The 24978-nt window shown below is 69.2% G+C and carries 20 protein-coding genes; 15 read left to right on the top strand and 5 right to left on the bottom strand.

Going from position 1 to position 24978, the window contains the following annotated elements:
* The first annotated feature begins 33 nt into the window (after positions 1-33).
* A complete protein-coding gene (locus ACZ1DY_RS10290) occupies positions 34-936 on the top strand; it encodes an aminoglycoside phosphotransferase family protein (RefSeq protein ID WP_257488599.1) in 903 nt (300 codons plus the stop codon).
* On the opposite strand, the gene ACZ1DY_RS10285 is transcribed toward ACZ1DY_RS10290, so the two are convergent.
* Positions 917-2119 (bottom strand): cytochrome P450, encoded by a 1203-nt coding sequence (locus ACZ1DY_RS10285; RefSeq protein WP_257488600.1) that lies wholly within the window; start codon positions 2117-2119, stop codon positions 917-919. The two genes, ACZ1DY_RS10290 and ACZ1DY_RS10285, sit on opposite strands and share 20 nt — an antisense overlap.
* 78 nt (positions 2120-2197) lie before the next feature.
* Positions 2198-2752, bottom strand: coding sequence for a TetR/AcrR family transcriptional regulator (locus tag ACZ1DY_RS10280; protein ID WP_465484177.1), 555 nt, complete (start codon positions 2750-2752; stop codon positions 2198-2200).
* Between the two features lie 51 nt (positions 2753-2803).
* Here ACZ1DY_RS10280 and ACZ1DY_RS10275 point away from each other — a divergent pair, with 51 nt between their 5' ends.
* The gene (locus ACZ1DY_RS10275) at positions 2804-3349 is read left to right on the top strand and encodes an SRPBCC family protein (protein WP_465484176.1); all 546 of its coding nucleotides are present in this window, start codon (positions 2804-2806) and stop codon (positions 3347-3349) included.
* Between the two features lie 210 nt (positions 3350-3559).
* Here ACZ1DY_RS10275 and ACZ1DY_RS10270 read toward each other — a convergent pair whose 3' ends face one another.
* Complete coding sequence (locus ACZ1DY_RS10270) at positions 3560-6325, bottom strand: FAD-binding and (Fe-S)-binding domain-containing protein (RefSeq protein ID WP_465484175.1); 2766 nt, start codon at positions 6323-6325, stop codon at positions 3560-3562.
* Between the two features lie 94 nt (positions 6326-6419).
* On the opposite strand from ACZ1DY_RS10270, the gene ACZ1DY_RS10265 reads away from it, so the two are divergent.
* The 7 genes from ACZ1DY_RS10265 to ACZ1DY_RS10235 all read left to right on the top strand — a co-directional run bounded on the left by ACZ1DY_RS10265 (position 6420) and on the right by ACZ1DY_RS10235 (position 13234).
* Positions 6420-7595, top strand: a complete 1176-nt coding sequence (locus tag ACZ1DY_RS10265) for a GAF domain-containing sensor histidine kinase (protein ID WP_126735443.1) — start codon at positions 6420-6422, stop codon at positions 7593-7595.
* A complete protein-coding gene (locus tag ACZ1DY_RS10260; RefSeq protein WP_126735441.1) occupies positions 7565-8206 on the top strand; it encodes a response regulator in 642 nt (213 codons plus the stop codon). Before ACZ1DY_RS10265 ends, ACZ1DY_RS10260 begins: the two co-directional genes overlap by 31 nt.
* Before the next feature lie 179 nt (positions 8207-8385).
* Positions 8386-9195 (top strand): ABC transporter ATP-binding protein, encoded by an 810-nt coding sequence (locus ACZ1DY_RS10255; RefSeq protein WP_126735439.1) that lies wholly within the window; start codon positions 8386-8388, stop codon positions 9193-9195.
* A complete protein-coding gene (locus ACZ1DY_RS10250) occupies positions 9192-9968 on the top strand; it encodes an ABC transporter ATP-binding protein (RefSeq protein WP_257488603.1) in 777 nt (258 codons plus the stop codon). Before ACZ1DY_RS10255 ends, ACZ1DY_RS10250 begins: the two co-directional genes overlap by 4 nt.
* Entirely contained in the window at positions 9965-10843 is an 879-nt protein-coding gene (locus ACZ1DY_RS10245) for a branched-chain amino acid ABC transporter permease (RefSeq protein WP_126735435.1), read from the top strand. The genes ACZ1DY_RS10250 and ACZ1DY_RS10245 overlap by 4 nt, the downstream gene beginning before the upstream one ends.
* Positions 10836-11987 (top strand): branched-chain amino acid ABC transporter permease, encoded by a 1152-nt coding sequence (locus ACZ1DY_RS10240; RefSeq protein WP_465484174.1) that lies wholly within the window; start codon positions 10836-10838, stop codon positions 11985-11987. The genes ACZ1DY_RS10245 and ACZ1DY_RS10240 overlap by 8 nt, the downstream gene beginning before the upstream one ends.
* On the top strand, positions 11984-13234 hold the full coding sequence (locus tag ACZ1DY_RS10235; protein ID WP_126735431.1) for an ABC transporter substrate-binding protein: 1251 nt from the start codon (positions 11984-11986) through the stop codon (positions 13232-13234). The genes ACZ1DY_RS10240 and ACZ1DY_RS10235 overlap by 4 nt, the downstream gene beginning before the upstream one ends.
* On the opposite strand, the gene ACZ1DY_RS10230 is transcribed toward ACZ1DY_RS10235, so the two are convergent.
* Positions 13176-14234 (bottom strand): Glu/Leu/Phe/Val dehydrogenase dimerization domain-containing protein, encoded by a 1059-nt coding sequence (locus ACZ1DY_RS10230; RefSeq protein ID WP_465484173.1) that lies wholly within the window; start codon positions 14232-14234, stop codon positions 13176-13178. The two genes, ACZ1DY_RS10235 and ACZ1DY_RS10230, sit on opposite strands and share 59 nt — an antisense overlap.
* 111 nt (positions 14235-14345) lie before the next feature.
* Between ACZ1DY_RS10230 and ACZ1DY_RS10225 the strand changes: the two genes are divergently transcribed.
* The 3 genes from ACZ1DY_RS10225 to ACZ1DY_RS10215 all read left to right on the top strand — a co-directional run bounded on the left by ACZ1DY_RS10225 (position 14346) and on the right by ACZ1DY_RS10215 (position 15842).
* Positions 14346-14825 (top strand): Lrp/AsnC family transcriptional regulator, encoded by a 480-nt coding sequence (locus tag ACZ1DY_RS10225; RefSeq protein ID WP_125681177.1) that lies wholly within the window; start codon positions 14346-14348, stop codon positions 14823-14825.
* 116 nt (positions 14826-14941) lie between these two features.
* A complete protein-coding gene (locus tag ACZ1DY_RS10220; RefSeq protein ID WP_257488607.1) occupies positions 14942-15211 on the top strand; it encodes a hypothetical protein in 270 nt (89 codons plus the stop codon).
* Between the two features lie 40 nt (positions 15212-15251).
* Positions 15252-15842: a GNAT family N-acetyltransferase gene (locus ACZ1DY_RS10215; RefSeq protein WP_465484172.1), complete on the top strand. Its 591-nt coding sequence runs from the start codon at positions 15252-15254 to the stop codon at positions 15840-15842.
* Positions 15843-15922: 80 nt separating this feature from the next.
* On the opposite strand, the gene ACZ1DY_RS10210 is transcribed toward ACZ1DY_RS10215, so the two are convergent.
* On the bottom strand, positions 15923-16552 hold the full coding sequence (locus ACZ1DY_RS10210) for a YigZ family protein (RefSeq protein ID WP_126735425.1): 630 nt from the start codon (positions 16550-16552) through the stop codon (positions 15923-15925).
* A gap of 551 nt (positions 16553-17103) precedes the next feature.
* Here ACZ1DY_RS10210 and gltB point away from each other — a divergent pair.
* From gltB to ACZ1DY_RS10195, 3 genes are all read left to right on the top strand, one after another.
* Positions 17104-21642, top strand: a complete 4539-nt coding sequence (gene gltB / locus ACZ1DY_RS10205; protein ID WP_465484171.1) for a glutamate synthase large subunit — start codon at positions 17104-17106, stop codon at positions 21640-21642.
* Positions 21635-23086 carry a glutamate synthase subunit beta gene (locus tag ACZ1DY_RS10200; protein WP_465484170.1) on the top strand — a complete coding sequence of 484 codons (1452 nt, stop codon included), beginning with the start codon at positions 21635-21637 and terminating at the stop codon, positions 23084-23086. Before gltB ends, ACZ1DY_RS10200 begins: the two co-directional genes overlap by 8 nt.
* A 244-nt stretch (positions 23087-23330) precedes the next feature.
* Complete coding sequence (locus ACZ1DY_RS10195) at positions 23331-24743, top strand: Dyp-type peroxidase (protein ID WP_257488611.1); 1413 nt, start codon at positions 23331-23333, stop codon at positions 24741-24743.
* The last annotated feature ends 235 nt before the right edge of the window (positions 24744-24978 follow it).

Here is a 24978-nt window from a genome sequence, read left to right as displayed (position 1 = left end):
GCCGCCCGGGGCGCGCTGCTCTACGGTCGTGCGGTGATCACGTTTCCGCCCGCCGGCACCGAAGCCGAGTTCGACGCACTGACCAGGCAAGACCTCCTTCCGGCGGTGACGTCGCTGGGCTACGGCGAGGCCGTCCCGTTCACCGAAGGCTCGCTGCCGGTCTACGCCATCGGCGAAGATCTGGTGCTCAAGCTGTTCCCGCCGGTGCATCTCGACGAACTCCCGACCGAGCGGACGATGCTCGAGGTCCTGCACGGCAAACTGCCGATCCCGACCCCCGCCGTGCACGAGGTCGGCGAACGGGACGGCTGGGGCTACGTGCTCATGGAGCGCCTGCGCGGCGAAACACTGAAGGACGCCTGGCCGAAACTGTCCACAGAGGACAAACATCGGCTCGCCCCCGAACTCGGCGAGGCGCTGGCCGCCCTGCATTCGCTGCGCGACCCGCGGCTCGACGTCCTCGAACCGCCGGACTGGGCCGCGTTCGTCGCCGGGCAGCGCGCCAAGGTCGTCGAGCACCATCGCCGGACCGGGCTCGACGAGTCCTGGATCGGCCAGATTCCGGCTTTCCTCGACTCGGTCGACCTGGGCAGCCCGCCGGTCGTCCCGCTGCACACGGAATTCATGCGCGACCATCTCATGGTCGTCCACGACGGCGGACGCCCGAGGCTGACCGGGCTCTTCGATTTCGAACCGGCGATGCGGGGTGCGGCCGAGTACGACTTCGTCGCGGTCGGGCTGTTCGTTTCGGGCGGGGACAAGGATTTCCTGCGCCGGTTGCTGGCCGGATACGGCGCCGAGCCGGACGAAGCGTTCTCCCGGCGTTGCCTGGCATACGCGCTGCTGCACGTCTACAGCAACTTCACCTGGTATCTCAGGGTTCTTCCCGCGCCGGAGGAACCGACGCTGGAGAGCCTCAGCCGGGCTTGGTGGTAGCCCACGTCACCGGCACGGCTTCCGGGCCGCGGATCGAAAGCGGCGGACGCCAGACGATGGCCGAAGCGGGAACGGCGAGATCCAGCCCCGGCAATCCGTCGAGCAGGGTGCGGAACGCGATCTCCCCTTCGAGCCGGGCGAGTGCCGCGCCGAGGCAGAAGTGAAGGCCGTGCCCGAAGCCGAGCTGCGGCGCGTTCCGGCGGCGGATGTCGAACCGCGACGCACCGGGGAAGGCGGCTTCGTCCCGGTTCGCCGCGCCGGTGTGGGCCAGCACCGCCTCGCCGCGCCGGACCACGCCGGCACTCAGCTCGACGTCCTCCAGCGCCAGCCGGAGCAGCGACGCGTCGGCGGGCCCGTCGAACCGCATGATCTCCTCGACGGCCCCCTCCGTCAGGTTCGGATCCGAACGCAGCGCCGCCAGCTGGTCCGGATGCCCAGCCAGCAGCACGATCCCGGTCGCGATGAGGCTGACCGTGGTCTCGTGCCCGGCGAGCAGGAGCTGGGTGGCCAGATCGATCAACTCGGCCTCGGTGAGCCGATCACCGTCCTCGTCGCGAGCGTGCACGAGGACGCTCAGCAGGTCCTCCCCCGGCGTCACCCGCTTGACGGCGACGAGTGCCGCCATGTCGTCCGCACCGTCACGCCGGGCCTGCGCCACTTCCGCCGGGGTGTACGCCATCGGCGTGACGATCACGCGCGACCACTGGCGAAACCGTTCCCTGCCTTCGTAAGGGACGCCGAGGATCTCGCACATGACCGCGGTGGGCAGCGGGAAGGCGAACATCTCCACCAGATCCACCGGGGGACCGTGCTCGATCATCGCCCGCAGCAGCGTGTCCGCGATCTCCTGGATCCGCGGCCGCAGCCCGGCGATCCGGCGGACGGTGAAGGCCTGCGCGGTCAGCTTCCGCAGCCGCGTGTGATCCGGTGGGTCCATGTTGAGGATGCTGTGCTCGCCGGTGGAGAAGTCGCCGGGTTCGATGAGGCACGGCGCGCCCGGCGCGAGCAGGTTCCGGGAGAACCGCGTGTCCGAGAAGATCAGGCGGACGTCTTCGTACCGGGTCACTAGCCAGCCTTCGCAGCCGCTGGGGAAGACGACCCGGGACATCGGCGGATAGTCGGCGTAGATCGCGCCCATCGGGGTCGCGGGGTCGTCCTTCGCCGCGGGATACGTGGCTGTCATGGAGCATGATGATGAGCGGCGGCCGTCGCGGCTGGAAGGATCCGGCCGGTCACCCGCCCGAAGAGCCGAAGATCCTTATCACCGGGTGATAATCCCGCGCAGGAACGCCAGGTAGCCCGGCCGTTCCGTCGCGGGCAGGAGCGTGCCGCCGCTGGCCCGTTGCGCCTGGATCAAACCGATGAAGGCGGTGTACGCCAGCAGGCCGCGATGCCGGGCTTCGGTATCCGGGAGGCCCATTTCCCGGAAGCACCGGACGATGAAGTCGACGCGCCGCGCGGTGACCTCGGCCAGCAGCGGGCCGATCACCGGGTCGACGGCGTGGGCGAGCAGCGCCAGCTCGGCCCGCTCGTCGTCCGTGGATCCGAAGACGAGGGTGAAGAGTTCGCGCAGCCTCCGCTCCGGATCCGAGATCCCGTCCAGCAGCGTGATCAACGCCTCGGTGTCCTGCTCAGCCCATCGGCGCACGGCGGCTTCGACCAGCGCGCCCCGATTCGCGAAATGCCAGTAGAAGCTGCCTTTTGTCGTCCCGAGTTTCGCCGCGATGGGTTCGACGGCGATCGCGGCGACCCCGCCCTCGCACAACGCTTCGAGCGCCGCGTCGGCCCAATCTTCTGGCGCGAGCTTCCGTTTCACGCCCCGTACGCTACCGTATGGTAAAACATACGGCACCGTACGGAGGCGGCCATGCCCTTCGGATCACCCGCGAACTGGGGCGCGACCCCGGAAGAACGCCGCCGCGCGCAGCCGGCGGACACCCTGCTGGACGGCCCTGTCGCCCGCTTCGACCGCGCCGTCACCGTGCACGCGCCCGCCGCGCTCGCCTACCGGTGGCTCTGCCAGATCTCGGTCGCGCCCTACAGCTACGACCTGCTCGACAACCTGGGGCGCCGCAGCCCGGACAGCCTCACCCCCGGCGCCGACGAACTCGCGCCCGGCGACACGCTGATCGTGTTCGAGCTGACCGAGGTCGACCGCGGGCACAGCCTCACCGGGCGGACCTTCGCCAAATCCGAGAACCTGTTCGGCCCGGTGGCCGTCACGTACTCGGTCGAGCCGATCGACGAGCGGTCGTGCCGCATGCTGTGCCGCATCGTCGTGATCTCTCAGGGATTCCGGGGGCGCGTCAAGGAGTTCCTTCTCGGCTGGGGCGATCTGGTGATGATGCGGAAACAGCTGCTGACGTTGAAGAAGTACGCCGAACGGGACGCGCGCCTCGGTCACGTCTCGTGAGCGGCACGGAGGTCGGCCGGGTGCCGAAGGTGATGTCGCGAAAGCCACTTTCGGGACACCAGACGTCGCGAAAGTGGCTTTCGCGACATGCTCGCCGGTCCCTGAGCCGGTCGCCGACTCCGTGCCCCCGCCGACGTTGCGAAAGCCACTTTCGCAACGTTGAAGGTTGCGAAAGTGGCTTTCGCAACACTCGGCGAACGGGACCCGCGCTCAGGGCAGCGCGCGCCGCAGCAGTTCCGCCAGGTGCAGCGCCCGCCGTCCGTCGAGTTGCTCGATCTGCGTCCGGCAGCTGAAGCCGTCCGCGACCACCTCGGTACCCTCGGCCGCCGCACGGATCGCGGGCAGCATGCGGTCTTCGGCGCAGGCGACGGAAACGTCGTAGTGCCCGCGTTCGAAACCGAAGTTGCCCGCCAGTCCACAGCAGCCCGAGTCCATTGTGGAATTGTGGACACCCGCGGCGCGCATCGCGGCCTCGTCGGCGTCGAAGCCGAGCACGGCGTGCTGATGGCAGTGCACTTGGCTGAGCGCCTCGACGTCCAGTGACCGGAATTCGAGCGGCGAGTCCTCGACGAGTTCGGCGAAGGTTCTCGTCCGTTCGGCGAGCAGTTCCGCGACCGGGTCGCCAGGCAGGAGCGCGGGGAGATCGCCGCGGAACAGCGCCGTGCAACTCGGCTCCAGACCGGCCACCCGATACCCCGCACGCAGATACGGTTCGAGAACGGAAAGCGTGCGGCGCAACACGTTCTTCGCCACGTCCAGTTGTCCGGTGGACACCCACGTCAGCCCGCAGCAGACGCCGCGATCGGGCAGGACGACGTCGTAACCGGCGGCGGTGAGCACCTCGGCCGCGGCGTCGAGGACGTCCGGCGTCAGGTAGTTGTTGAAGGAGTCGGGCCACAGCACCACCCGCCGCGAACCGGTCGCCCAGCGCTTGAGGTCCGTACGGCGGCGGGTGAACGGCGTCGTGGCGAACGTCGGCAGCTCCCGTTCCGGTGCGATCCCGCCGAACTTCTTCAGCAGCCCGGAAAACCGGTGCGACATCGTGTTCGCCAGCCGGGGCGCGACCGATGCCGCGCGCAGCCACAACGGCAGCCAGCCCATCGAGTAGTGCGACGCCGGGCGCAGCCGCCCCTTGTGGTGCTGATGCAGGAATTCCGCCTTGTACGTCGCCATGTCGACGTCGACCGGGCAATCGGACAGGCATCCCTTGCACGACAGGCAGAGATCCAGCGCCTCGGCGACCTCCTCCGAGCGCCAGCCGTCGGTGATCAGTTCGCCGTTCACCATTTCGGCGAGCAGATGCGCGCGGCCCCGCGTGGAGTGCTTTTCCTCGCGCGTGGCGCGGTAGCTCGGGCACATCACGCCGGCTCCGGTGGTGTTGCGGCATTTCCCGACGCCGACGCAACGCCGCATCGCCTGCCCGAAGCTCCCCCTGTCCTCCGGGTACGCGAGCGCGGTGACGTCTTCGAGTTCCAGCGGTGCGCGCCGGACGCGGAGATCGGCGTCGACCGGCCTGGGGTTCACGAGGATGCCCGGGTTCATCATGCCCGCCGGATCGAAGATCCCCTTGAACCGCGCGAAAAGCGCGAGGATTTCTGGGCTGTACATCCGGGTCAGCAGTTCCGAGCGGGCCTGCCCGTCGCCGTGTTCCCCGGACAGCGAGCCACCGTGCGCGGCGACCAGGTCCGCCGCCTCTTCGAGGAACGACCGGAACCCGGCGATCCCCTGCGGCGACAGCAGATCGAAGTCCAGCCGCAGGTGCAGGCAGCCCTCTCCGTAGTGGCCGTAGACGACGCTCTTACGGCCGTGCTCACGCATGAGCTGCTTGAACTCCCGCAAGTAGGCGCCCAGACGCTCGGGCGGGACGGCCGCGTCCTCCCAGCCCGGCCAGGCCTCTTCGCCCCCGGCGAGCCGGGTCGCGAGACCGGCGCCCTCCTCCCGGATCCGCCACAGCCGCTTCCGCGCGGCCGCGTCGTCCAGCAGCGCGGATCCGGTCAGCGCGCCGCGGAGCCCGTCGATCAGCCCGCGCGCCTTGTCCGGATCGGCCATCTCGACGAACAGCCACGCGCCGCCCGGCGGAAGCCCGTCGGCGCGGCCCGGCTCCAGCAGCGCGACGAGGTCCGCGTCGACGCCCTCGACGGTCAGCGGCGACCACGGCAGGATCTCCGGGACCGCGTCGGCCGCGGCGATGTCGGACTCGAAACCGAGCACCGCGAGCACCTTGCGTTCCGGCACCTCGGCGAGGGAGACCGTCGCCTCCAGCACGGTGACGCAGGTTCCCTCGCTGCCGACCAGCGCCTTGGCGACGTCGAAACCGTTCTCCGGCAACAGGTGCTCCAGCCCGTAGCCGGACACCCGCCTGCTGAACGACGACAGCTCCCTCCGCAGCAGCGCCAGGTTGTCGTGGACGAGCGCGCGAAGTTCCGTGAAGACCCGGCCTTCGGCGCCGGGCCTGGCCGCGCGCGCGTCCACTTCGGACGGCGAGGTCGGCCCGACGGTGAGCCGGGTGCCGTCGTAGAGCAGCACGTCCAGCTCCCGGACGACGTCGACCGTGCGGCCCCAGGCCACCGAATGCGAGCCGCAGGCGTTGTTGCCGATCATCCCGCCGATCGTGCAGCGCGAATGCGTCGACGGATCGGGGCCGAACCGGAGGCCGTGCGGTGCGGCGAGCCGCTGGAGGTCGTCGAGGACGGTTCCGGGGGCGACCCTCGCCGTGCGCGCCTCCGGATCGAGGCCGAGGACCCCGCCGAAGTGGCGTGACGTGTCGATCACGACGCCCGGCCCGCACGAGTTGCCCGCGACGCTGGTGCCGCCGCCACGGGCGATCACCGGCAGCCCCGCCTCACGGCAGGCGGCGACGGCCGCGATCACCTCGCCGACGTCCCGCGGCAGCACCACACCCTTCGGCACATGCCGGTAGTTGGAGGCGTCGGTCGTGTACAGCGCCAGTGTCGCGGCGTCGGCCAGGATCTCCACGGGTCCATTCAAGACAACCGCGGGCGAGAACGCATCGGTGAACCTCTCCGGACGGGTGTGTCGGAAACCACGTCCGATATGCGATCGTGAGCGCGTGACGGCGAGACGGCACGCCGCTGAAGACCTCGCCGCCGAGCACAGCGCGGTGCTCGGCGGGCTTCTTCGCGAGCGCGAGGAGCTGCTGGCCACCCTCGACCGGGTCGCCGCGCTCAACGGCACCGCGCGCCTGATCCGCGAGTCCATCGGCACGCATTCCGGCTTCGTCGCTGAGCTGACCGGGCCGGAACAGGCGGTGATCCGCTGGATGTCGGGGACCCGCACGGACGCGCTGCAGGACCTCGCGGTACCCATCGGCCAGGGCATCGGCGGCCGCGTGCTGGCGCTGGGCAGGCCGGTGAAGGTCAACGACTACGTCAGCTCGCCGAGCATCACCCATCAGTTCGACGCGCAGGTGCGCGGCGAGGGCCTCGCCGCGATGATCGCCGTCCCGATCGTCAGCGGGACCGAGACCGTCGCCATCGCGTACGCCGCCATGCGGGAGCGCCGCGACTTCGGCGACGACGCGGTCCAGTCCCTCGAAGACATCGCCACCGAGGCCGGCCGGGCGCTGAAGCTGGCGTCGGTCGCCGAAGCCGACCGGGAGACCGCGCTGTCCTCCGAGCGGCTCCGCATGCAGAGCGCGCTGCACGATTCGGTCGGCGCGCTGCTGTTCTCCATCGGCGTCCAGGTCCGGAACCTGCACGAGGACATCAGCGACAACCCGGCGCTCGAATCACGGCTGCGGCGGCTCGAAGGCGACGTCTCGGCCGCGTCGAGGGCACTGCGCGAGTCGCTGCTGGCGTTGTCGGAGTCGAGCCCGGAACGCGCGCTGCCGGTGGAGCTGGCCGAGCACTGCCGCTCGTTCCAGGCGCGCTGCGGCGTCCCGGCCCGCTTCGTCCAGCTCGCCCCGGTGCCCCGGCTGGACGCCGAACGCACCGGCCTGCTGGTGGCGGCCGTCCGGGAAGGCCTGCTCAACGTGGAGAAACACGCCGAAGCGCTGTCCGTCGTGGTCAGTCTGCTGCCCAGCGATGACGGCGTGCAGGTGGTCGTCGCCGACGACGGGACCGGGCATCGCTCCGGAGACGAGGAGCCCGAGCCGGGGACCGGGATGGGGCTGCGCGCGCTGGCCGAACGCGCCGCGCGGCTCGGCGGCCGGGTCAGCCTGGTCCGCGACGATGACGATGGGTGCACGCTGCGCGCATGGGTGCCGGAACCGTGCCGTCGCCGGTGACGGTGCTCGTCGTGGACGACCATCCGGTGGTCCGCGACGGGGTGAGCCTGCTGCTGCGCTACGACCCGGCGATGACCGTGGTCGGCTCTGCCGAGACCGGCCGGGCCGCGATCCGGCGGGCGGGCGAGCTGAAGCCGGCGCTGATCCTGCTGGACCTGCGGCTGCCGGACATGCTCGCGCCCGAGGTCATCGCCGAACTCCGGCGTGTCCACCCGGCCGGGCGGATCGTGGTGTTCACCGCGCACGGCGACCATCAGGGTGTCCGGGCCGCGCTGGACTCCGGGGCGCACGGCTGCCTGCTCAAGGACGTCGCCGGGACGGATCTCGTGGCGGCGCTGCGGCAGGTGCTCAAGGGTGAGCGCGTCGTCGATCCGCGGATCTTCCCCGACGACGGCCAGCGGTCCGACGCGCTTGCCCGCAGCGGACTGACGCGGCGCGAGTACGAGGTTTTACGACTCGCGGCCCAGGGGCAGACGAATCCGGAGATCGCGGAGTCGACCGGCCTGGCACGGAACACGGTGAAGACGTACCTGCAGTCCGCTTTGCACAAACTCGGCGCCCGGAACCGCGTCGAGGCCATCGGCAAGGCTTCCGAAGCCGGCCTCCTCTGACGCATTTCGTCCTCTGGATGCGGTAGTTGCGCGTGCAAGTACCGCATCCGGAGGACTGAATGCGCTGTGTCCGTTTTGTAGCCGTGTGGGTCTCCAGGTGGGGGTAACGCGGCGGAGGGTGCCAACGCAGGATGACCGCCACCGATCGTGACTCGGGTCACACGGATGGAGGAGGCGGCTTGCTGAGTGTCCGTGATCTTCAAGTGCGGTACGGCCGATCGGTGGCCGCACTGCACGGGGTCGACCTCGACGTTTCACCCGACGGAGTACTGGCCGTCCTCGGCAGCAACGGTGCCGGCAAGTCGACGCTGCTCCGCACCGTGTCGGGCACGCTGCGTATGCACCGCGGCTCGGTTTCCGCCGGCGAGGTGCGCTACGACGGCAAACCACTGACCAAACTGGACCCCGCCCGCATCGTCGGTCTGGGCGTGGTCGGCGTCCCCGAGGGCCGCCAGGTCTTCGCGCGGATGACGGTCGAGGAGAACCTGCGCGCGGGCGGGATCGGCGCCCGCTCCCCCGAGCAGCGCGCCGCCGCGCGCAAACGCGTCGACGAGCTCTTCCCCGTCCTGTCCGAACGGGCCAAACAGCGCGCGGGCCTGCTCTCCGGCGGCGAGCAGCAGATGCTCGCGATCGGCCGCGCGCTGATGTCCGGCCCGCGGCTCCTGCTGCTCGACGAACCCTCGCTCGGTCTCGCGCCGAAGATCGTCGAGCAGATCGGCGACATCATCCGCGAGATCCACGACCAGGGCACCGCCGTGGTGCTGGTCGAGCAGAACGCCGTGATGGCGCTGCGCGTCGCCGATCACGCGATCGTCCTGGAGGTGGGCCGGGTCGCGCTCGCCGGGACGACGGCCGAACTCGCGGCGAGCGAGGAGGTCCAGCGGCTCTACCTCGGCGGCCACGCCGAATCGCAGGCCACCGCCGAAGCCGAAGCCGCCGACGCCCGCAAGCAGCTCGCGGGCCGGAGCCTGTCGAGGTGGGCCGGATGACGCCTCCCGAACTGCACGTCGAGAACGTGACCCTGCGCTTCGGCGGGATCAGGGCGCTCGACGACGTCTCCTTCACCGTCGGTTCCGGTTCGCTGCACGCGCTCATCGGGCCGAACGGCGCCGGGAAGTCCAGCTGTTTCAACGTGATCAGCGGGCTGTACCGGGCGAACACCGGCCGCGTCCGGCTCGGCGACGCCGTCCTTTCCGGACTCCCGCCGCACCGGCTGGCGGGCCTCGGCGTCGGCCGGTCGTTCCAGAACGCCGCCCTCTCCCCCGGCTCGACCGTGCTCGACAACGTCATGCTCGGACGGCACGCGCTCACCAAGGGCGGCTTCCTCGCCTGCGGGCTCCGGCTGCCGTGGACGGTTCGCGCCGAACGACGGCATTCCGCGCGGGCCAGGGAGATCTGCGATTTCCTCGGCATCGGCGCGCTGGTGGATCTCCCGGTCGGCGCGCTGCCCTATGGCGCCGTGAAACGCGTCGACCTCGCCCGCGCGCTCGCCGTCGAACCGGTCCTGCTCCTGCTCGACGAACCCGCGGCGGGCATGAACGCGACCGAGACCGCCGAACTCGCCGGGACGATCCGCGACGTCCGCGACGAGCTCGGTATCTCGATCCTGCTGGTGGAACACGACATGGGACTGGTGATGGGCATCGCGGACCGGGTCACCGTCCTGGACTTCGGCAGGCGGATCGCCGACGGCACACCGGCCGAGGTCCAGTCGGATCCGGACGTGATCAAGGCATATCTCGGCACGGAGGCCACGGCGTGAACACTTTCCTGCAACTCGTGGTCAACGGACTCGGCAAGGGCGCGGTGTTCGCGTTGCTGGCGCTGGGTTTCGTGATCATCTTCAAGGCCACCGAGGTGGTCAACTTCGCGCACGGCTCGCTTGTCCTCTTCGGGGGCTATCTGGTCGTCGTGACCCGGGAATCGCTCGGCTGGGCGGGCGCCTCACTGGTCGGCATCGTCTCGGCCGGTCTGCTCGCCCTCCTGCTGGAACGGTTCCTGCTGTCCCGCTCGCGGCACGCGGACGCGAACAGCCTGGCGTTGCTGACGATCGGCGTCGACGTGATCATCACCGAGGAGATCGTGCGACGGCTCGGTGTCACGCTGCCGTTCCTCGGCGACGCCTGGGACGCGCAGCCGTTCCAGCTCGGCGGGATCACCCTGTTCCGCACGCATCTGGTGGCGCTGGTCGTCGCCGCCGTGCTGATCACCGCGTTCACCTTGGCGTTCAAGTACTCGAACTGGGGCGTCGCGATGCGGGCCCAGGCCGAGAACCGCGAAGCCGCCGCGCTGATGGGGATCCGCAGTTCCCGGGTGACGGCGACGGCGTGGGTGGTCGCCGGCGTGCTCGCCGGGGTCGCGGTCCTCTTCATCGCCACGCAGGACTTCTCCGGCGCGGGACTGTCCCGCGGCACGCACTCCATCGCGCTCGCGGCGTTCCCCGCGGCCATCCTCGGCGGGCTGGACTCGACGGCGGGCGCGGTGGTGGGCGGCCTGGTCGTCGGGCTGGTCGAGGCGCTGTCGGCGCAGTACGTGTCGTTCGACTTCTCCAAGAGCGCGGTCTTCCTGGTGATGCTCGTGGTCCTGGTGGTGCGGCCGTCGGGGTTGTTCGGGACAAGGGAGAGCACACGTGTCTGACACCGCCGTGAAAGCCCCACCCGCCGCCCCGACGGCGCCGCCTCCGAAACGCAATCGCGGACGGCTGATCAAGGCGCTGGCCTGGATCGCGCTGCTCGTCGTCCTGCTCGCGATCCCGCTCTACCTCGACGCCGCCTGGTTGAAGGCCGGGCAGTACATGATGATCGGCGGGGTCGGCGCGATCGGGCTGACCATGCTGGTCGGGCAGGCCGGGCAGTTGTCCCTGGCGCACGCGTTCTTCCTGCTGGCGGGCGCGACCGGATACACCGTCCTTTCCGGACCGGTCGACGACGAGCGCGTGTTCGGCCTCGGCCTCGATCCCGGTCTTTCGCTGGTCGGCGCGGTGGTCATCGCCGCACTGCTCGGCTTGGCGTTCGCGCCGGTTTCCGGACGGCTGCGCGGGATCTACCTCGGTGTCGCGTCGCTTTCGCTGGTGTTCCTCGGGCTCTACTTCGGACAGTCGGCCGAGACGCTGACCGGCGGGACCTCGACCGGGCGCAGTCCCGAACCGTTCTCGCTGTTCGGTTTCCCGTTCACCAACGACGGTCCCGAGATCGAGCTGATGGGCGTGCCGATCCGGCAGGCGGAACGGCTCTGGTACCTGTTCCTGCTGCTGACCGTCCTCGCGTTCGTGGTCGCCAAGGCGGCGGTGCGCAGCCGGGTCGGCCGGTCGTGGCGCGCGGTGCGGGACAACGAGGCCGCCGCGTCCGTGATGGGCGTCAGCGTCACGCGCGCCAAGGCCGGCGCGTTCGCCGTCTCGTCGGCGTACGCGGGGCTCGCGGGCGCGATGACCGTGCTGTGGTTCGACATCCTCAAACCCGACGAGAGCGAATTCGGCACGTACGGCATCAACATCTCCATCGCGTTCCTGGCCATGGTGATCATCGGGGGACTCGGCTCGGTGCCCGGCGCGCTCGTGGGCGCGCTGATCGTCAACGGGCTGCCGCAGGTGCTTTCGCTGTACTCCGCCGATCTCGGCTGGTTCTCCGGAACCGGAGACGGCGCTCTGACCCCGATCCTGGTCAGCTCGTTCGTCTACGGCGCCGCGATCATCCTCGTGGTGCTCTTCGAACCGGGCGGGCTCGCCGCGATCGGCCGACGGATCACACCCGCCAAGAAACTCCCGGAGGAGCAAGACAAATGAAGCGCACATATCCGGCCGTCGCGCTGGCGGCGGTCCTCGCCCTCTCGGCGTGCAGCACGAAGGCGGGCGACTCGGGGTCCTCGGGGGCGGACGGTTCGGGCGTCAAGACCGACAAAGGAGTGACGGCGTCGGAGATCACCCTCGGCGTGATGACCGACAAGACCGGGGTGTTCAAGAACCTCGGGCTCGGCATCACCCAGGGGAACGAGTTGTGGGCCAAGGACTTCAACGCCGCGGGCGGGGCCTGCGGCCGTCAGGTGAAACTGGAGACCGTCGACCACGGCTACAAGGCGGACACGGCGAAGACGCTGTATCCGCAGATCGAGCCGAAGGTCCTCGGCTTCGTGCAGCTGCTCGGCTCGCCCGTGGTGGCCGCGCTGAAGCAGAACATCGCGTCGGACAAGACCGTCGCCGCGCCCGCGTCGTGGTCTTCGGAACTGCTCGACAACCAGTACGTGATGATCGTCGGGACCACGTACGACCTGGAGATCATCGACGGGCTGTCGTACTTCCAGGAGCAGGGCCTGGTGAAGGACGGCGACACGATCGGGCACGTCTACATCGACGGCGAGTACGGCAAGAACGGCCTGCGCGGCTCGCAGTTCTACGCGAAGAAGCACAATCTGACGGTCAAGGAGGTCAAGGTGACCTCCACGGACAACGATCTCACCAACATCGTCACCGGGCTCAAGGGCGACGGCGTCAAGGCCATCGTCCTGACCACCACGCCGGCGCAGACCGGTTCCGCCCTGGCGGCGAACAAGGCGCTCGGGCTCAACGTCCCCGTGCTGGGCAACAACCCGACCTTCGACCCCGTACTGCTGAAGAGCCCGGCGGCGAACGCGCTGGACAAGCTGACGATCGTCGCCAGCAGCGTGCCGTTCTCCGCCGACATCCCCAAGGCCAAGGACGTCGCGACGAAGTACAAGGCGGCGTACAAGGAGACCCCGAACGGCGGGATCCCCTACGGCTACGCGGTCGGCGAGGTCTGGGGCACGGTGCTCAAGAAGGCCTGCGAGAACAAGGACCTCACCCGGGAGGGCATCGCCGCGGCGCTGAAGCAGACGACGTCGGCGAGCACGGGTGACCTGGTGGCGGCGCTGGACTTCTCGAAGGCGGGCACCCCGGCGACACGCCAGGTGTACGCGGCGACACCGGACGCGTCGGCCGAGGGCGGGGTCCGCTACGTCAAGCCGCTGTTCGAGGCTCCCGAGGCGAAGGAGTACGTGGCTCCGCACCAGAAGTGAGTCTCGCTTCGGCGAGCGCGTCCGCTTCGGCCAACGGTGTGGTGCCGTTGGCCGAAGCGGCGTCGAGGATCCTTCGCGTGGTGTCCTCCAAGGTTTCGACGCGGGCGAGCGCCTCGGCGTGGGTGAGGCTTCGGGCCTCCCGGCCGAGCGTGTAGACCACTCCCCCAGCGCTCGCGACGAAATCCGGGATCCACAGGACTCCCTGGGCGGCGAGGTTCGCCGCCACGGTGTCGTCGGTGAGCTGGTTGTTCGCCGGGCCGACGACGAGCGGCGCGTTGACCTCGGTTCCCGGGCCGAACACACCGCCGACGGCCGCCGGGATCAGGACGTCGGCCTCGATGCCGAGCACTTCCTCCGGCTGGACCAGGGTCAGGCCTTGTTCGCGGGCCGCGGCGAGGCGTCGTTCGTCCACATCGGACACGACGACCTCGGCGCCCTGCCGGACCAGGTCCGTGGCCAGGTGGGCGCCGACCGAGCCGTATCCGCTGATGACCACCTTGCGACCGTGCATGTCGTCGTCACCGAAGACGGCCCGCGCGCCCGCTCGCAGGGCGGCGAGCACCCCGACGGCGGTCGGCCCGCTCGAAGAACCGGTGCCACCGTGCTCCTCGGGCAGGCAGAAGACGTGAGGAGTCCGCTCACGCAGCACGAGCATGTCGTCCGGGCCGGTTCCGACGTCCGGACCGGCGAGATACGCGCCGCCGAGTGACTCGATGAGGTCGGCGTGGTCGAGCAGGATCTCGCGCCGTTGCTCGGCGGTCGGCACGGCGTCGAGGGCGACGACGCTCTTGCCGCCGCCGAAGTCCAGGCCCGCGACCGCGCATTTGCGCGTCATCGCCGCCGACAGCCGCAGCACGTCGTCGATGGCGTCGTGGATACGGGGATAGACCTTGAACCGGCAGCCGCCGACGGCCGGGCCGAGCGTGCTCGAATGCACGGCCACCATCGTGGTCACTCCGGACCGGCGTCCCCTCCGGACGACCAACTCCTGTACGGACATCTCGCTTCCTCCCACGCATTCAGTCGACCAATCGCGCTGAAGTTAGGCTGATGCACAGGACTGTGGATGCTCTGTCGAACGATATTCGGCAGGCCCGGTGAAGGAGTGGGCGTGGACGAACTTGATTCGGCGATCATCCGGGAACTCCAGGCGGATGCGCGGCAGTCGAACCGCGACATCGCCCGCAAGGTCGGCGTCGCGCCGTCGACCTGCCTGGAACGGACCCGGCTGCTGCGCGAGCGCGGCGTCATCCGCGGGTATCACGCCGACATCGACCTGCGCAGCCTCAACCGCGGCGTCCAGGCGATGGTCTCGGCGCAGGTGCGGCCCCTGAGCCGGGAGGTGATCGACTCGTTCCAGCGTTCGGTCGCGGAATTGCCGGAAGTCCTTTCGGTCTTCGTCACCGCCGGCAGCGACGATTTCCTGATCCACGTCGCCGCACAGGACGTCGATCAGCTCCACGCGTTCCTGGTGGATCGATTGGCGAAGCGCAAGGAGATCATCGGCTTCCGCAGTTCGATCATTTTCCGGCATCTGCGCAAGACCGAACTGGAACCGCTTCCGCCACGAATACCCGGTGATACCCCTTAGTGGACGACTCGCCGCCCTTCGGTCCGCCCGAAATCCCGGATTTCGCATCCAAGGAGACGGAAACTGTCGGGGGTATGGGTTTGACTGTTCAGTACGGGACGGAAAGGAGGCACGCCATGGACCTTCGGACGGACCTGAACCATCGTGAGCGGGCCACCCTGAGAGCCGTGGCCAAGGGCCACGCCGAGATCAGCTGCAGCCGCGAGCCGGACCTGTTCGTCGACGGGCTCGCCTGCTGCGACCAGCACGCCGCGCATCGCCTCGCCCATCTCGGCCTGGTGGCGCCCGCCAGGGACGGCCGGTGGGGCGAGCGCGTTCCCGCCCTGCTCACCGAGGCCGGGGCGGCGGCGCTGGACGACCTCGCCGGCCCCGGAGCGGCCGCGTAATCCGGTTGCCAGGGCGTCTCGCCGGCGCCACGCTTTGCCGATGCGTGTCTTTCTGGAGACCGAGCGGCTCCTGCTGCGACAGTTCACCGGCGCCGACGTCGACGACCTGTTCGCGCTCTACGACGACCCCGAAGTCATGCGTTATCTCAATGGGGGCGAACCCGCCGACCGGGCGGAGATCGAAAACCACGACCTTCCCGCCTTTCTCGGTTACTACGAGCGTTTCCCCGGTTACGGATTCTGGGCGGCGGTCGAGAAAACGAGCGGGGCTTTCCTGGGCTGGTTCCATTTCCGCCCGTTGCGTGATCACCATACGGATGATCCGGAACTGGGTTACCGGCTGAACCGGGCGTCCTGGGGCAAGGGGTACGCGACCGAGGGTTCGCTCGCGCTACTGGAGAAGGGGTTCACCGAATTCGGGGCCCGGCGGATCTGGGCGGCGACCATGGCGGTGAACCTGGGGTCCCGGCGGGTCATGGAGAAGATCGGCATGCGGCACGTCCGGACCTATCACGAGCACTTCGACAACCCGATCCCCGGCACGGAGGAGGGCGAGGTCGAGTACGCCATCACGCTGGAGGAGTGGCGGGCCCGTAACTCACGTGATCGGACGCGTAACTCGCGTGATTGAAGGCGTAACTCACGTGATCAGGCGAGTTACGCCTTCAATCACGTGAGTTACGGCTCTGATCACGCGAGTTACGCGTCCGATCACGGGGTGGGCAGCCAGGTTTCGCCGATCTCCTCGGCCAGGGCCTCCCCGCCGGTGAGGTCGGCGAGCCAGGCGTGGAACGCGGGGCCCTGGTCCGGCGCGAGCCCGACGTCGAAATGCGCGACGTCCTCGAAGCGGGTCGCGTGCAGGAGGTACGGCGACGAGCGGATGTCGTTCTCCAGGCGGCCTGCCCGGTCGTAATCGACGACGACCTCCACCAGCCGCAGCCGCCGGTACTCCCGGACGCCGATGACGTCGACGGCCTCCGAAACGGCCTGCCCGTACGCCCGGATCAGGCCGCCGGCCCCGAGCAGCACCCCGCCGAAGTACCGGGTCACCACCGCGACCGTGTCGGTCAGCTCCCGGCGGCGGAGCACTTCGAGCATCGGAGTGCCCGCCGTGCCCGCGGGCTCGCCGTCGTCGCTGGAGCGCTGGGTGCGGCCGTCGGCGCCCAACACGAACGCGTGACAGTGGTGCCGGGCCGCCGGTTCGGCCTTCCGACGGCCCGCGATCAGCGATCGGGCGGCCTCTTCCGAGGTGACCGGCGCGAGCGCGCACAGGAAGCGCGAACGCCGGATTTCGATCTCGTGGACCCCGGTGCCCGCCACGGTGAGATAACGATCCGCCATCGGCCAAGCCTCTCAAACCAGGCACGCCGCTCTGCCGTTCGGGCGATTCGGCAGTCACCCGGGGTCACCGCAACACCGGCGAAACGCACTCTTTCGCGCGACCCAGGTCACACTTTCGGACCAGGTGAGCGATCGTTTACGCAGGTCAACGGGCTGATGCCCCACTCAGTGGACGTCTCATTCCAGCCAGTGGGCAGATGATGTTTGAAGTCAACGCCCGCGTGGCATTTCCCACCCCGACCAAGCGACGTATGTCGATAACAGCGATTTCACACTATCGTCATAAGACCGGCGAACCCGGGAGTAACACGTGTACCCGTCAGCCGCCCACCACAGTGGCCAGACGGCACCCACGTGCACAGCAGTACCGATATGCGCATCGGCCGCCCAGTGCAGTGCGGCTCTACGAGGCCTGCCCCCGGTTCCGCGGGCGGGATCGTTCCCTCTCGACTGACCATCGCGGTCCCGGACCACTCCGTTAACTGGTTCACGTCCGAACCACCCGAACGGAGTGGTACCGGTCGCGCCGACGCCTTGGGAGGCGGCCAGCCGTGACCCACCATGCCAGCTACAAGGGCAGCAAGGCCCCCGAAGGCCTGTACGACCCGGAGTTCGAGCACGACGCCTGCGGTGTCGCGTTCGTCGCCGATCTCTCCGGTAAACGCGATCACGGCATCGTCGCCAAAGCGCTGATCGCGCTGCGGAACCTGGAACATCGCGGGGCCCGCGGCGCCGACCCGGAGACCGGCGACGGCGCCGGGATCCTCATCCAGGTCCCCGACGAGTTCTATCGCGAGGTCGCCGGGTTCGACCTTCCCGAGCCCGGCGCGTATGCCGTCGGCACGGCTTTCCTTCCGCAGGACGAAAACGCCCGCGGCCAGGCGATGACGACCATCGAACGCATCGCCGCCGAAGAGGGCATGCGCGTCCTCGGCTGGCGCGACCTTCCCGTCCACACCGAACACGTCGGCACCGGCGCGGCCGAGACCATGCCGTACTTCAGCCAGCTGTTCCTGGCGGGGAACGACGCGCTGGAGGGACTGGCGCTGGAACGCGCCGCCTTCGTGGTGCGCAAACGCGCCGAGCACGCGCTCGTCGAGGACGACGTCTACTTCCCCAGCCTGTCTTCCCGCACGATCGTCTACAAAGGAATGCTCACCGAGCCGCAGGTCGAGAAGTTCTTCGCCGACCTCACCGACGAGCGCGTCACCAGCGCCATCGGCCTGGTGCACTCCCGCTTCTCCACCAACACCTTCCCGTCGTGGCCGCTGGCGCACCCGTACCGGTACGTCGCCCACAACGGCGAGATCAACACCCTGCGCGGCAACCGGAACTGGATGGACGCGCGGGAGGCGCTGCTCGAATCCGACCTGATCCCGGGCGACCTCAAGCGGATCTACCCGGTCATCACCCGCGGCGCGAGCGACTCGGCGTCCTTCGACGAGGTGCTGGAGCTGCTCCACCTCGGCGGGCGGTCGCTGCCGCACGCCGTGCTGATGATGATCCCGGAGGCCTGGGAGAACCATCAGGAGATGGACCCCGCGCGCCGCGCGTTCTACGAGTTCCACTCGACGCTGATGGAGCCGTGGGACGGCCCCGCGCTGGTCTCCTTCACCGACGGCACCCAGATCGGCGCGGTGCTCGACCGCAACGGCCTGCGCCCCGCCCGGTACTGGGTCACCGAGGACGGCCTCGTCGTCCTCGCCAGCGAGGTCGGCGTGCTGGAGCTGGAGCAGTCCACGATCGTCCGGAAAGGACGGTTGGAGCCGGGCCGCATGTTCCTCGTGGACACGGCCGCCGGCCGGATCGTCGAGGACGAGGAGATCAAGGACCGTCTCGCCACCGAGCACCCGTACGACGAATGGGTCGAGGACGGGCTGCTCCCGCTCGACGGGCTTCCCGAGCGGGAGCGTGAGATCCCGCCGCACGCCGCGCTCGTGCGCCGCCAGCAGGCCTTCGGCTACACCGAAGAGGAACTCGACGTCCTGCTCGAACCGATGGCCCGCACCGGCGCGGAGCCGATCGGCTCGATGGGCAACGACTCCCCCATCGCGTCGCTGTCCAGCCGCCCGCGGCTGATCTTCGACTACTTCATCCAGCTCTTCGCCCAGGTGACCAACCCGCCGCTGGACGCGATCCGCGAGGAACTGGTCACCTCGCTGGGCACCCAGCTGGGCGCGGAGCCGAACCTCCTGCAGGCCGACGCGAAGTCGTGCCGCCGGATCGTGCTGCCGTTCCCGGTGCTGGACAACGACGAGTTCGCGAAGCTGGTGCACGTCAACGACGACGGCGACCTGCCCGAGTTCCAGGCGGTCACCGTGCACGGCACCTACGACGTCCACGGTGGCGGCGAGGCGCTCGTGCGGCGGCTCGACGAGATCCGGGCCGAGGTGTCCGCGGCCATCGCCGAGGGCGCGCGGCTGATCGTGCTGTCCGACCGCGGGATCGACGAAGACCACGCGGGGATCCCGTCGCTGCTGCTCACCGGCGCGGTGCACCACCACCTGGTGCGCGAGAAGACCCGCACGCAGGTCGGCCTCATCGTCGAGGCCGGCGACGCGCGCGAGGTGCACCACATCGCGCTGCTGATCGGTTACGGCGTCGCGGCGGTGAACCCGTACCTGGCGATGGCGACCGTCGAGGAGATGGCCGACCAGGGCCTGATCCCCGGCGTCACCGCGAAGCAGGCGACCGCGAACCTGATCAAGGCGCTGGGCAAGGGCGTCCGCAAGACGATGTCGAAGATGGGAGTGTCCACAGTGGCCTCCTACACCGGCGCACAGATCTTCGAGGCGGTCGGGCTCGGCGAAGAGGTCATCCAGAACTGCTTCACCGGCACCACTTCCCGGCTCGGCGGCGTCGGCTTCGACACGCTCGCGCTGGAGGTCGCCGAGCGGCACCGCCGGGCGTTCCCGCGTGACGGGTTCCGCGCGAACCACCGCGAGCTGGAGACCGGCTCGGACTACCAGTGGCGCCGCGAGGGCGAGCCGCATCTGTTCAACCCGCAGACGGTGTTCAAGCTGCAGCACTCCACCCGGGCCGGGAAGTACGAGGTCTTCAAGGAGTACACGAAGGCCGTCGACGACCAGGCGCAGAAGCTGTACACGCTGCGCGGGCTGTTCGACTTCAAGATCGGGCAGCGGCCCGCCGTGCCGATCGAGGAGGTCGAGCCGGTCTCCGAGATCGTCAAGCGGTTCGCCACCGGCGCGATCTCCTACGGCTCGATTTCGGCCGAGATGCACGAAACCCTGGCCATCGCGATGAACCGGCTCGGCGGCAAGTCGAACACCGGTGAGGGCGGCGAGGACCCGGACCGGCTCTACGACCCCGAGCGCCGCAGCGCGGTCAAGCAGGTCGCGAGCGGCCGGTTCGGCGTCACGAGCGAGTACCTGGTCAACGCCGACGACATCCAGATCAAGATGGCGCAGGGCGCGAAGCCCGGCGAGGGCGGCCAGCTGCCCGGCGCGAAGGTGTACCCGTGGATCGCGAAGACGCGGCACTCCACGGCGGGTGTCGGGCTGATCTCGCCGCCGCCGCACCACGACATCTACTCGATCGAGGATCTCGCCCAGCTGATCCACGACTTGAAGAACGCCAACCCGGCCGCGCGGATCCACGTGAAGCTCGTGTCCGAGGTCGGAGTCGGCACGGTCGCGGCCGGTGTGTCCAAGGCGCACGCGGACGTCGTGCTCATCTCCGGGCACGACGGCGGCACGGGTGCCTCGCCGCTGTCGTCGATCAAGCACGCGGGCGGCCCGTGGGAACTCGGGCTCGCCGAGACTCAGCAGACGCTGCTGGCCAACCGGTTGCGCGACCGGATCGTCGTGCAGACCGACGGCCAGCTCAAGACCGGCCGTGACGTCGTCATCGCCGCGCTGCTCGGCGCGGAGGAGTTCGGTTTCGCGACCGCGCCGCTGGTGGTGTCCGGCTGCATCATGATGCGGGTGTGTCACCTCGACACCTGCCCGGTCGGCGTCGCGACGCAGAACCCCAAGCTGCGCGAGAAGTTCAGCGGCAAGGCGGAGTACGTGGTGAACTTCTTCGAGTTCATCGCGCAGGAGGTCCGGGAATACCTGGCGGAGCTGGGTTTCCGGTCCATCGCCGAGGCCGTCGGCCACGCGGAGATGCTCGACAAGCGCAAGGCGATCGACCATTGGAAGGCCGCCGGGCTCGACCTGTCGCCGATCTTCCACGTGCCCGACTCGGCCCCGGCCGGGCTGCGGCACCAGCAGACGGTGCAGGACCACGGGCTGGAGAAGGCGCTCGACAACACGCTGATCCAGCTCGCCGAGGGCGCGCTGTCGTCCGGGGACAAGGTGCGGCTGGAACTGCCGGTCCGCAACGTGAACCGGACCGTCGGCACCATGCTCGGCCACGAGCTCACCAAGCGGTGGGGCGGCGAAGGCCTGCCGGACAACACGATCGACGTCACCTTCACCGGGACCGCCGGTCAGTCGTTCGGCGCGTTCGTGCCCAAGGGCATCACGCTGCGGCTCTACGGCGACGGCAACGACTACGTCGGCAAGGGTCTCTCCGGTGGACGGCTCATCGTCCGGCCGCCGAAGGTGGCGCGGTACAACGCCGAAGAGCACATCATCGCGGGCAACGTGATCGGGTACGGCGCGACCAGCGGCGAGATCTTCATCCGCGGCAAGGTCGGCGAGCGGTTCTGCGTGCGCAACTCGGGCGCGCTGGCCGTCGTCGAAGGCGTCGGCGACCACGGCTGCGAGTACATGACCGGTGGCCGTGTCGTCGTGCTCGGCGGCGTGGGCCGCAACTTCGCGGCCGGTATGTCGGGCGGCGTCGCCTACGTGCTGGACCTGCCCGCGCACCGGATCAACCCGGAGATGGTCGACGTCGACCCGCTGGATTCGTCCGATGTGGACTTCCTGCGCGAGGCGCTCGAAAAGCATTACGACGAAACGGAGTCCGCGGTCGCGCGTGCGCTGCTCGCCGACTGGGACGCCGCCGTCGACCGGTTCGGCAAGGTCATGCCGAAGGACTACAAGCGCGTGCTCGCGGCGCAGGCGAAGGCCGAGCGCGACGGGCGTGACGTGAACGAGGCGATCATGGAGGCCGCACATGGCTGACCCCAAGGGCTTTCTGACCACCACTCGCGAGACGCCCAAGAGCCGTCCCGTCGACCTGCGCCTGATGGACTGGCGCGAGGTGTACGAGGACTTCGCGACGTCGAAGCTGCAGAAGCAGGCCGGCCGATGCATGGACTGCGGCATCCCGTTCTGTCACCAGGGCTGCCCGCTCGGGAACCTCATCCCCGAGTGGAACACGCTGACCTGGCGTGACGATTGGCGCGACGCGGTCGAACGGCTGCACGCGACCAACAATTTCCCGGAGTTCACCGGGACCCTCTGCCCGGCGCCGTGCGAGACGGCGTGTGTGCTCGGGATCAACGACGATCCCGTCACCATCAAGCGGGTCGAGATCTCGATCATCGACCGGGCCTTCGAAGAAGGCTGGGTCACGCCGGAGATGCCGGTCGTCAAGACCGGCAAGAAGGTGGCGGTGGTCGGGTCCGGCCCGTCGGGACTCGCCGCGGCGCAGCAGCTCACGCGCGCGGGCCACAGCGTCGTGGTCTTCGAGCGGGCCGACAAGATCGGCGGGCTGCTGCGCTACGGCATCCCCGAATTCAAGATGGAGAAGCACCGCCTCGACCGGCGTCTCGACCAGATGCGGGCCGAGGGCACGGAGTTCCGGACCTCGGTGAACGTCGGCGTCGACCTCACCGTCGAGGAACTGAAGTCGTCGTACGACGCCGTGGTCCTCGCCGGCGGCGCGACCGCGTGGCGCGATCTGCCGATCCCCGGCCGCGAGCACGCCGGTATCCACCAGGCGATGGAGTTCCTGCCGCACGCCAACCGCGTCGCCGCCGGTGAGCTGGACGTCTCGCCGATCAGCGCCGAAGGCCTCGACGTCGTGGTCATCGGCGGCGGCGACACCGGTGCGGACTGCGTCGGGACCTCGCACCGCCAGGGCGCGAAGTCGGTGACGCAGCTGGAGATCATGCCGAAGCCGCCGCTTTCGCGGTCGGACGCGCACCCGTGGCCGACGTACCCGATGATCTACCGCGTCTCGTCCGCGCACGAAGAGGGCGGCGAGCGGCTGTACTCGGTCAACACCCAGGAGTTCCTGGCCGACGCCGGCGGGCGCGTGCGCGCGCTGAAGCTGGTCGAGGTGCGCAACGAGGGCGGCAAGTTCGTCCCGGTCGAGGGCACGGAACGCGAACTGCCCGCGCAGCTGGTGCTGCTCGCGATGGGCTTCGTCGGCCCGGAGCGGGAAGGCCTGCTGGAGTCGCTCGACGTCGAACTGGACCAGCGTGGCAACGTCGCCCGCGACAAGACCTTCAAGACCAGCGTCGACAACGTGTTCGTGGCGGGCGACATGGGCCGCGGCCAGTCGCTCATCGTGTGGGCGATCGCCGAAGGCCGCTCCGCCGCGGCCGGGGTGGACGCGTTCCTCACCGGGCGGGACGTGCTGCCCGCGCCGATCGCGCCGACCGACCGGCCCCTCACCTAGGCACCTTTAGCGCGTGAAGGCCCCCTTCCCTCGGCTGAGCCGAGGGAAGGGGGCCTTCACGCGCGTTCGCCCGACTGAACGCGGGGTGTAATCGGGCCGCTGGTCCTTTCGAGTGAAAGAACCGCCGGAAGAGTGTACTTACGGGTGATGACGGCGAGCTTTCGGTATCGGTTGTATCAAGGAGTAAGACCTGTGCGGCGGCGGGGACCGCCGGACAGGGTTCCCAAGGAGGGGGTTCCTTGATATGTCCGTCGATCTGACCATGCCCTTGGAATGGAAGACCGCGACCGGCGACGCCGCGAAGATGCTCGAAGAACTACAGCCGAACATCCTCAAAGCGCACGCTCGCGACCATTTTTCGGCACTGTTCCTCCGTTTTTCGGAGGCTCCGGGAGCGATGAGGTTCCTCGCGTCGCTCGTCCCGCTGATGAAGTCCGCGAAGACCCACCTGACCGAGGTCGAGCGGTTCAAAACCGAAGGGGTCAAGGGGTCGCCCTACGTCGGCACCGGGCTCACCGCCGCGGGCTACCGGTTCCTGCAAATCGAAGTGCCACAAGACGAATCGTTCCGTCTCGGCATGCGCGCGCAGGAGACCCGCGAGAAGCTGAACGACCCGCCACGCTCCACGTTCGACAATGGATACCACGACGAGATCCACGCGGTCGTCATCGTCGGCGACGCCGAGGACGCTCCGATGACCGCGCGCCGGAACGAGGTTCTGGCACTGATTCCGTCGACGATTTCCGTCGTCGCCGAGGAAACCGGATTCGGGCGGGTGAACGCCAACGGTGACGGAATCGAGCATTTCGGTTACGTGGACGGCCGGAGCCAGCCGCTCTTCCTGGTCGAGGACCTCCACGCGGAAAAGACGGAATCGGACGGCATCAGCGTCTGGGATCCGGCCGCCCCGCTGAACCAGGTGCTCGTCCCGGATCACGCCGCTCCCGATCCCGGGGTGCATTTCGGCAGCTACTTCGTTTTCCGCAAACTGGAACAGAACGTCCGGCGATTCAAGCAGTCTGAGGAGGCGCTGGCGGATCAATTGGGCCTCGCCGGCGAAGACCGGGAACGGGCGGGCGCGATGATCGTCGGCCGTTTCGAAGACGGCACCCCGCTGACCGCGCAACGGGAAGAGGGTGCGGAAAGTCCGGTACCGAACAACTTCGACTACGGAAGTGACGCCGCCGGCGCCAAATGTCCTTTCCAGGCCCACATCCGGAAGACGAACCCGCGCGGTAGCGGAGGCGCGGAACCGCCGCCGCAGGAACGTCTGCACCTGATGGCGCGGCGGGGCGTGCCCTACGGCGAACGCGCCGACGACCCGAACGCCGATCTGCCACCGTCCGCCCGGCCCAGCGGCGGCGTCGGACTGCTGTTCATGGCGTTCAATTCGGTGCTGGGCAACCAGTTCGAGTTCACCCAGGCGACCTGGTCGAACAACCCCGGGTTCCCGATCCCGCCCGTCGGGGTCAAGCCGCCGGGACTCGATCCGGTGATCGGCCAGGGCCCGCGGCCGGAATCCGTCTACACCACGGAATGGGCGGGCTCGCGCACGGTGACCGCGGATCCGATCCCGCAGGCGGTGACGCTGAAGGGCGGCGACTACTTCTTCATGCCGTCGCTCGCCTTCCTGCGCGGGCTCGGCGGAAAGGACTGATCAGGCGGCGAATATCCGCTGAACGTCACCGGAACGGGCGTAAATCCGATATCGATCCGGAGTCGGCGGGGATAGCCTGCGAAACGGGCCGGTCCTGGGCGTGCCGGCCACCGGGCGGACGCCGGTCACACTGGGGGTGACCGGCGCCCGCCCATTTCCCTTTCTCCCCGGCGTCCCCGAACCGCCCCATTCGCGACGCGTAGTACTTTGTCCGGTGCGGTAAGCGACATCGGGC

Source organism: Amycolatopsis sp. PSD-21 (assembly GCF_055561455.1).
The sequence above is the reverse complement of the archived record's forward strand: the minus strand, read 5'-3'. Positions and strand labels throughout refer to the sequence as shown.

Coding starts and splice junctions, on each gene's coding strand:
- ACZ1DY_RS10210 (WP_126735425.1), bottom strand. CDS start 16,552: ATGGCGGATCGTTATCTCACCGTGGCGGGCACCGGGGTCCACGAGATC.
- ACZ1DY_RS10200 (WP_465484170.1), top strand. CDS start 21,635: ATGGCTGACCCCAAGGGCTTTCTGACCACCACTCGCGAGACGCCCAAG.
- ACZ1DY_RS10215 (WP_465484172.1), top strand. CDS start 15,252: ATGCGTGTCTTTCTGGAGACCGAGCGGCTCCTGCTGCGACAGTTCACC.
- ACZ1DY_RS10195 (WP_257488611.1), top strand. CDS start 23,331: ATGTCCGTCGATCTGACCATGCCCTTGGAATGGAAGACCGCGACCGGC.
- ACZ1DY_RS10235 (WP_126735431.1), top strand. CDS start 11,984: ATGAAGCGCACATATCCGGCCGTCGCGCTGGCGGCGGTCCTCGCCCTC.
- ACZ1DY_RS10250 (WP_257488603.1), top strand. CDS start 9,192: ATGACGCCTCCCGAACTGCACGTCGAGAACGTGACCCTGCGCTTCGGC.
- ACZ1DY_RS10220 (WP_257488607.1), top strand. CDS start 14,942: ATGGACCTTCGGACGGACCTGAACCATCGTGAGCGGGCCACCCTGAGA.
- ACZ1DY_RS10285 (WP_257488600.1), bottom strand. CDS start 2,119: ATGACAGCCACGTATCCCGCGGCGAAGGACGACCCCGCGACCCCGATG.
- ACZ1DY_RS10260 (WP_126735441.1), top strand. CDS start 7,565: ATGGGTGCCGGAACCGTGCCGTCGCCGGTGACGGTGCTCGTCGTGGAC.
- ACZ1DY_RS10275 (WP_465484176.1), top strand. CDS start 2,804: ATGCCCTTCGGATCACCCGCGAACTGGGGCGCGACCCCGGAAGAACGC.
- ACZ1DY_RS10230 (WP_465484173.1), bottom strand. CDS start 14,234: ATGTCCGTACAGGAGTTGGTCGTCCGGAGGGGACGCCGGTCCGGAGTG.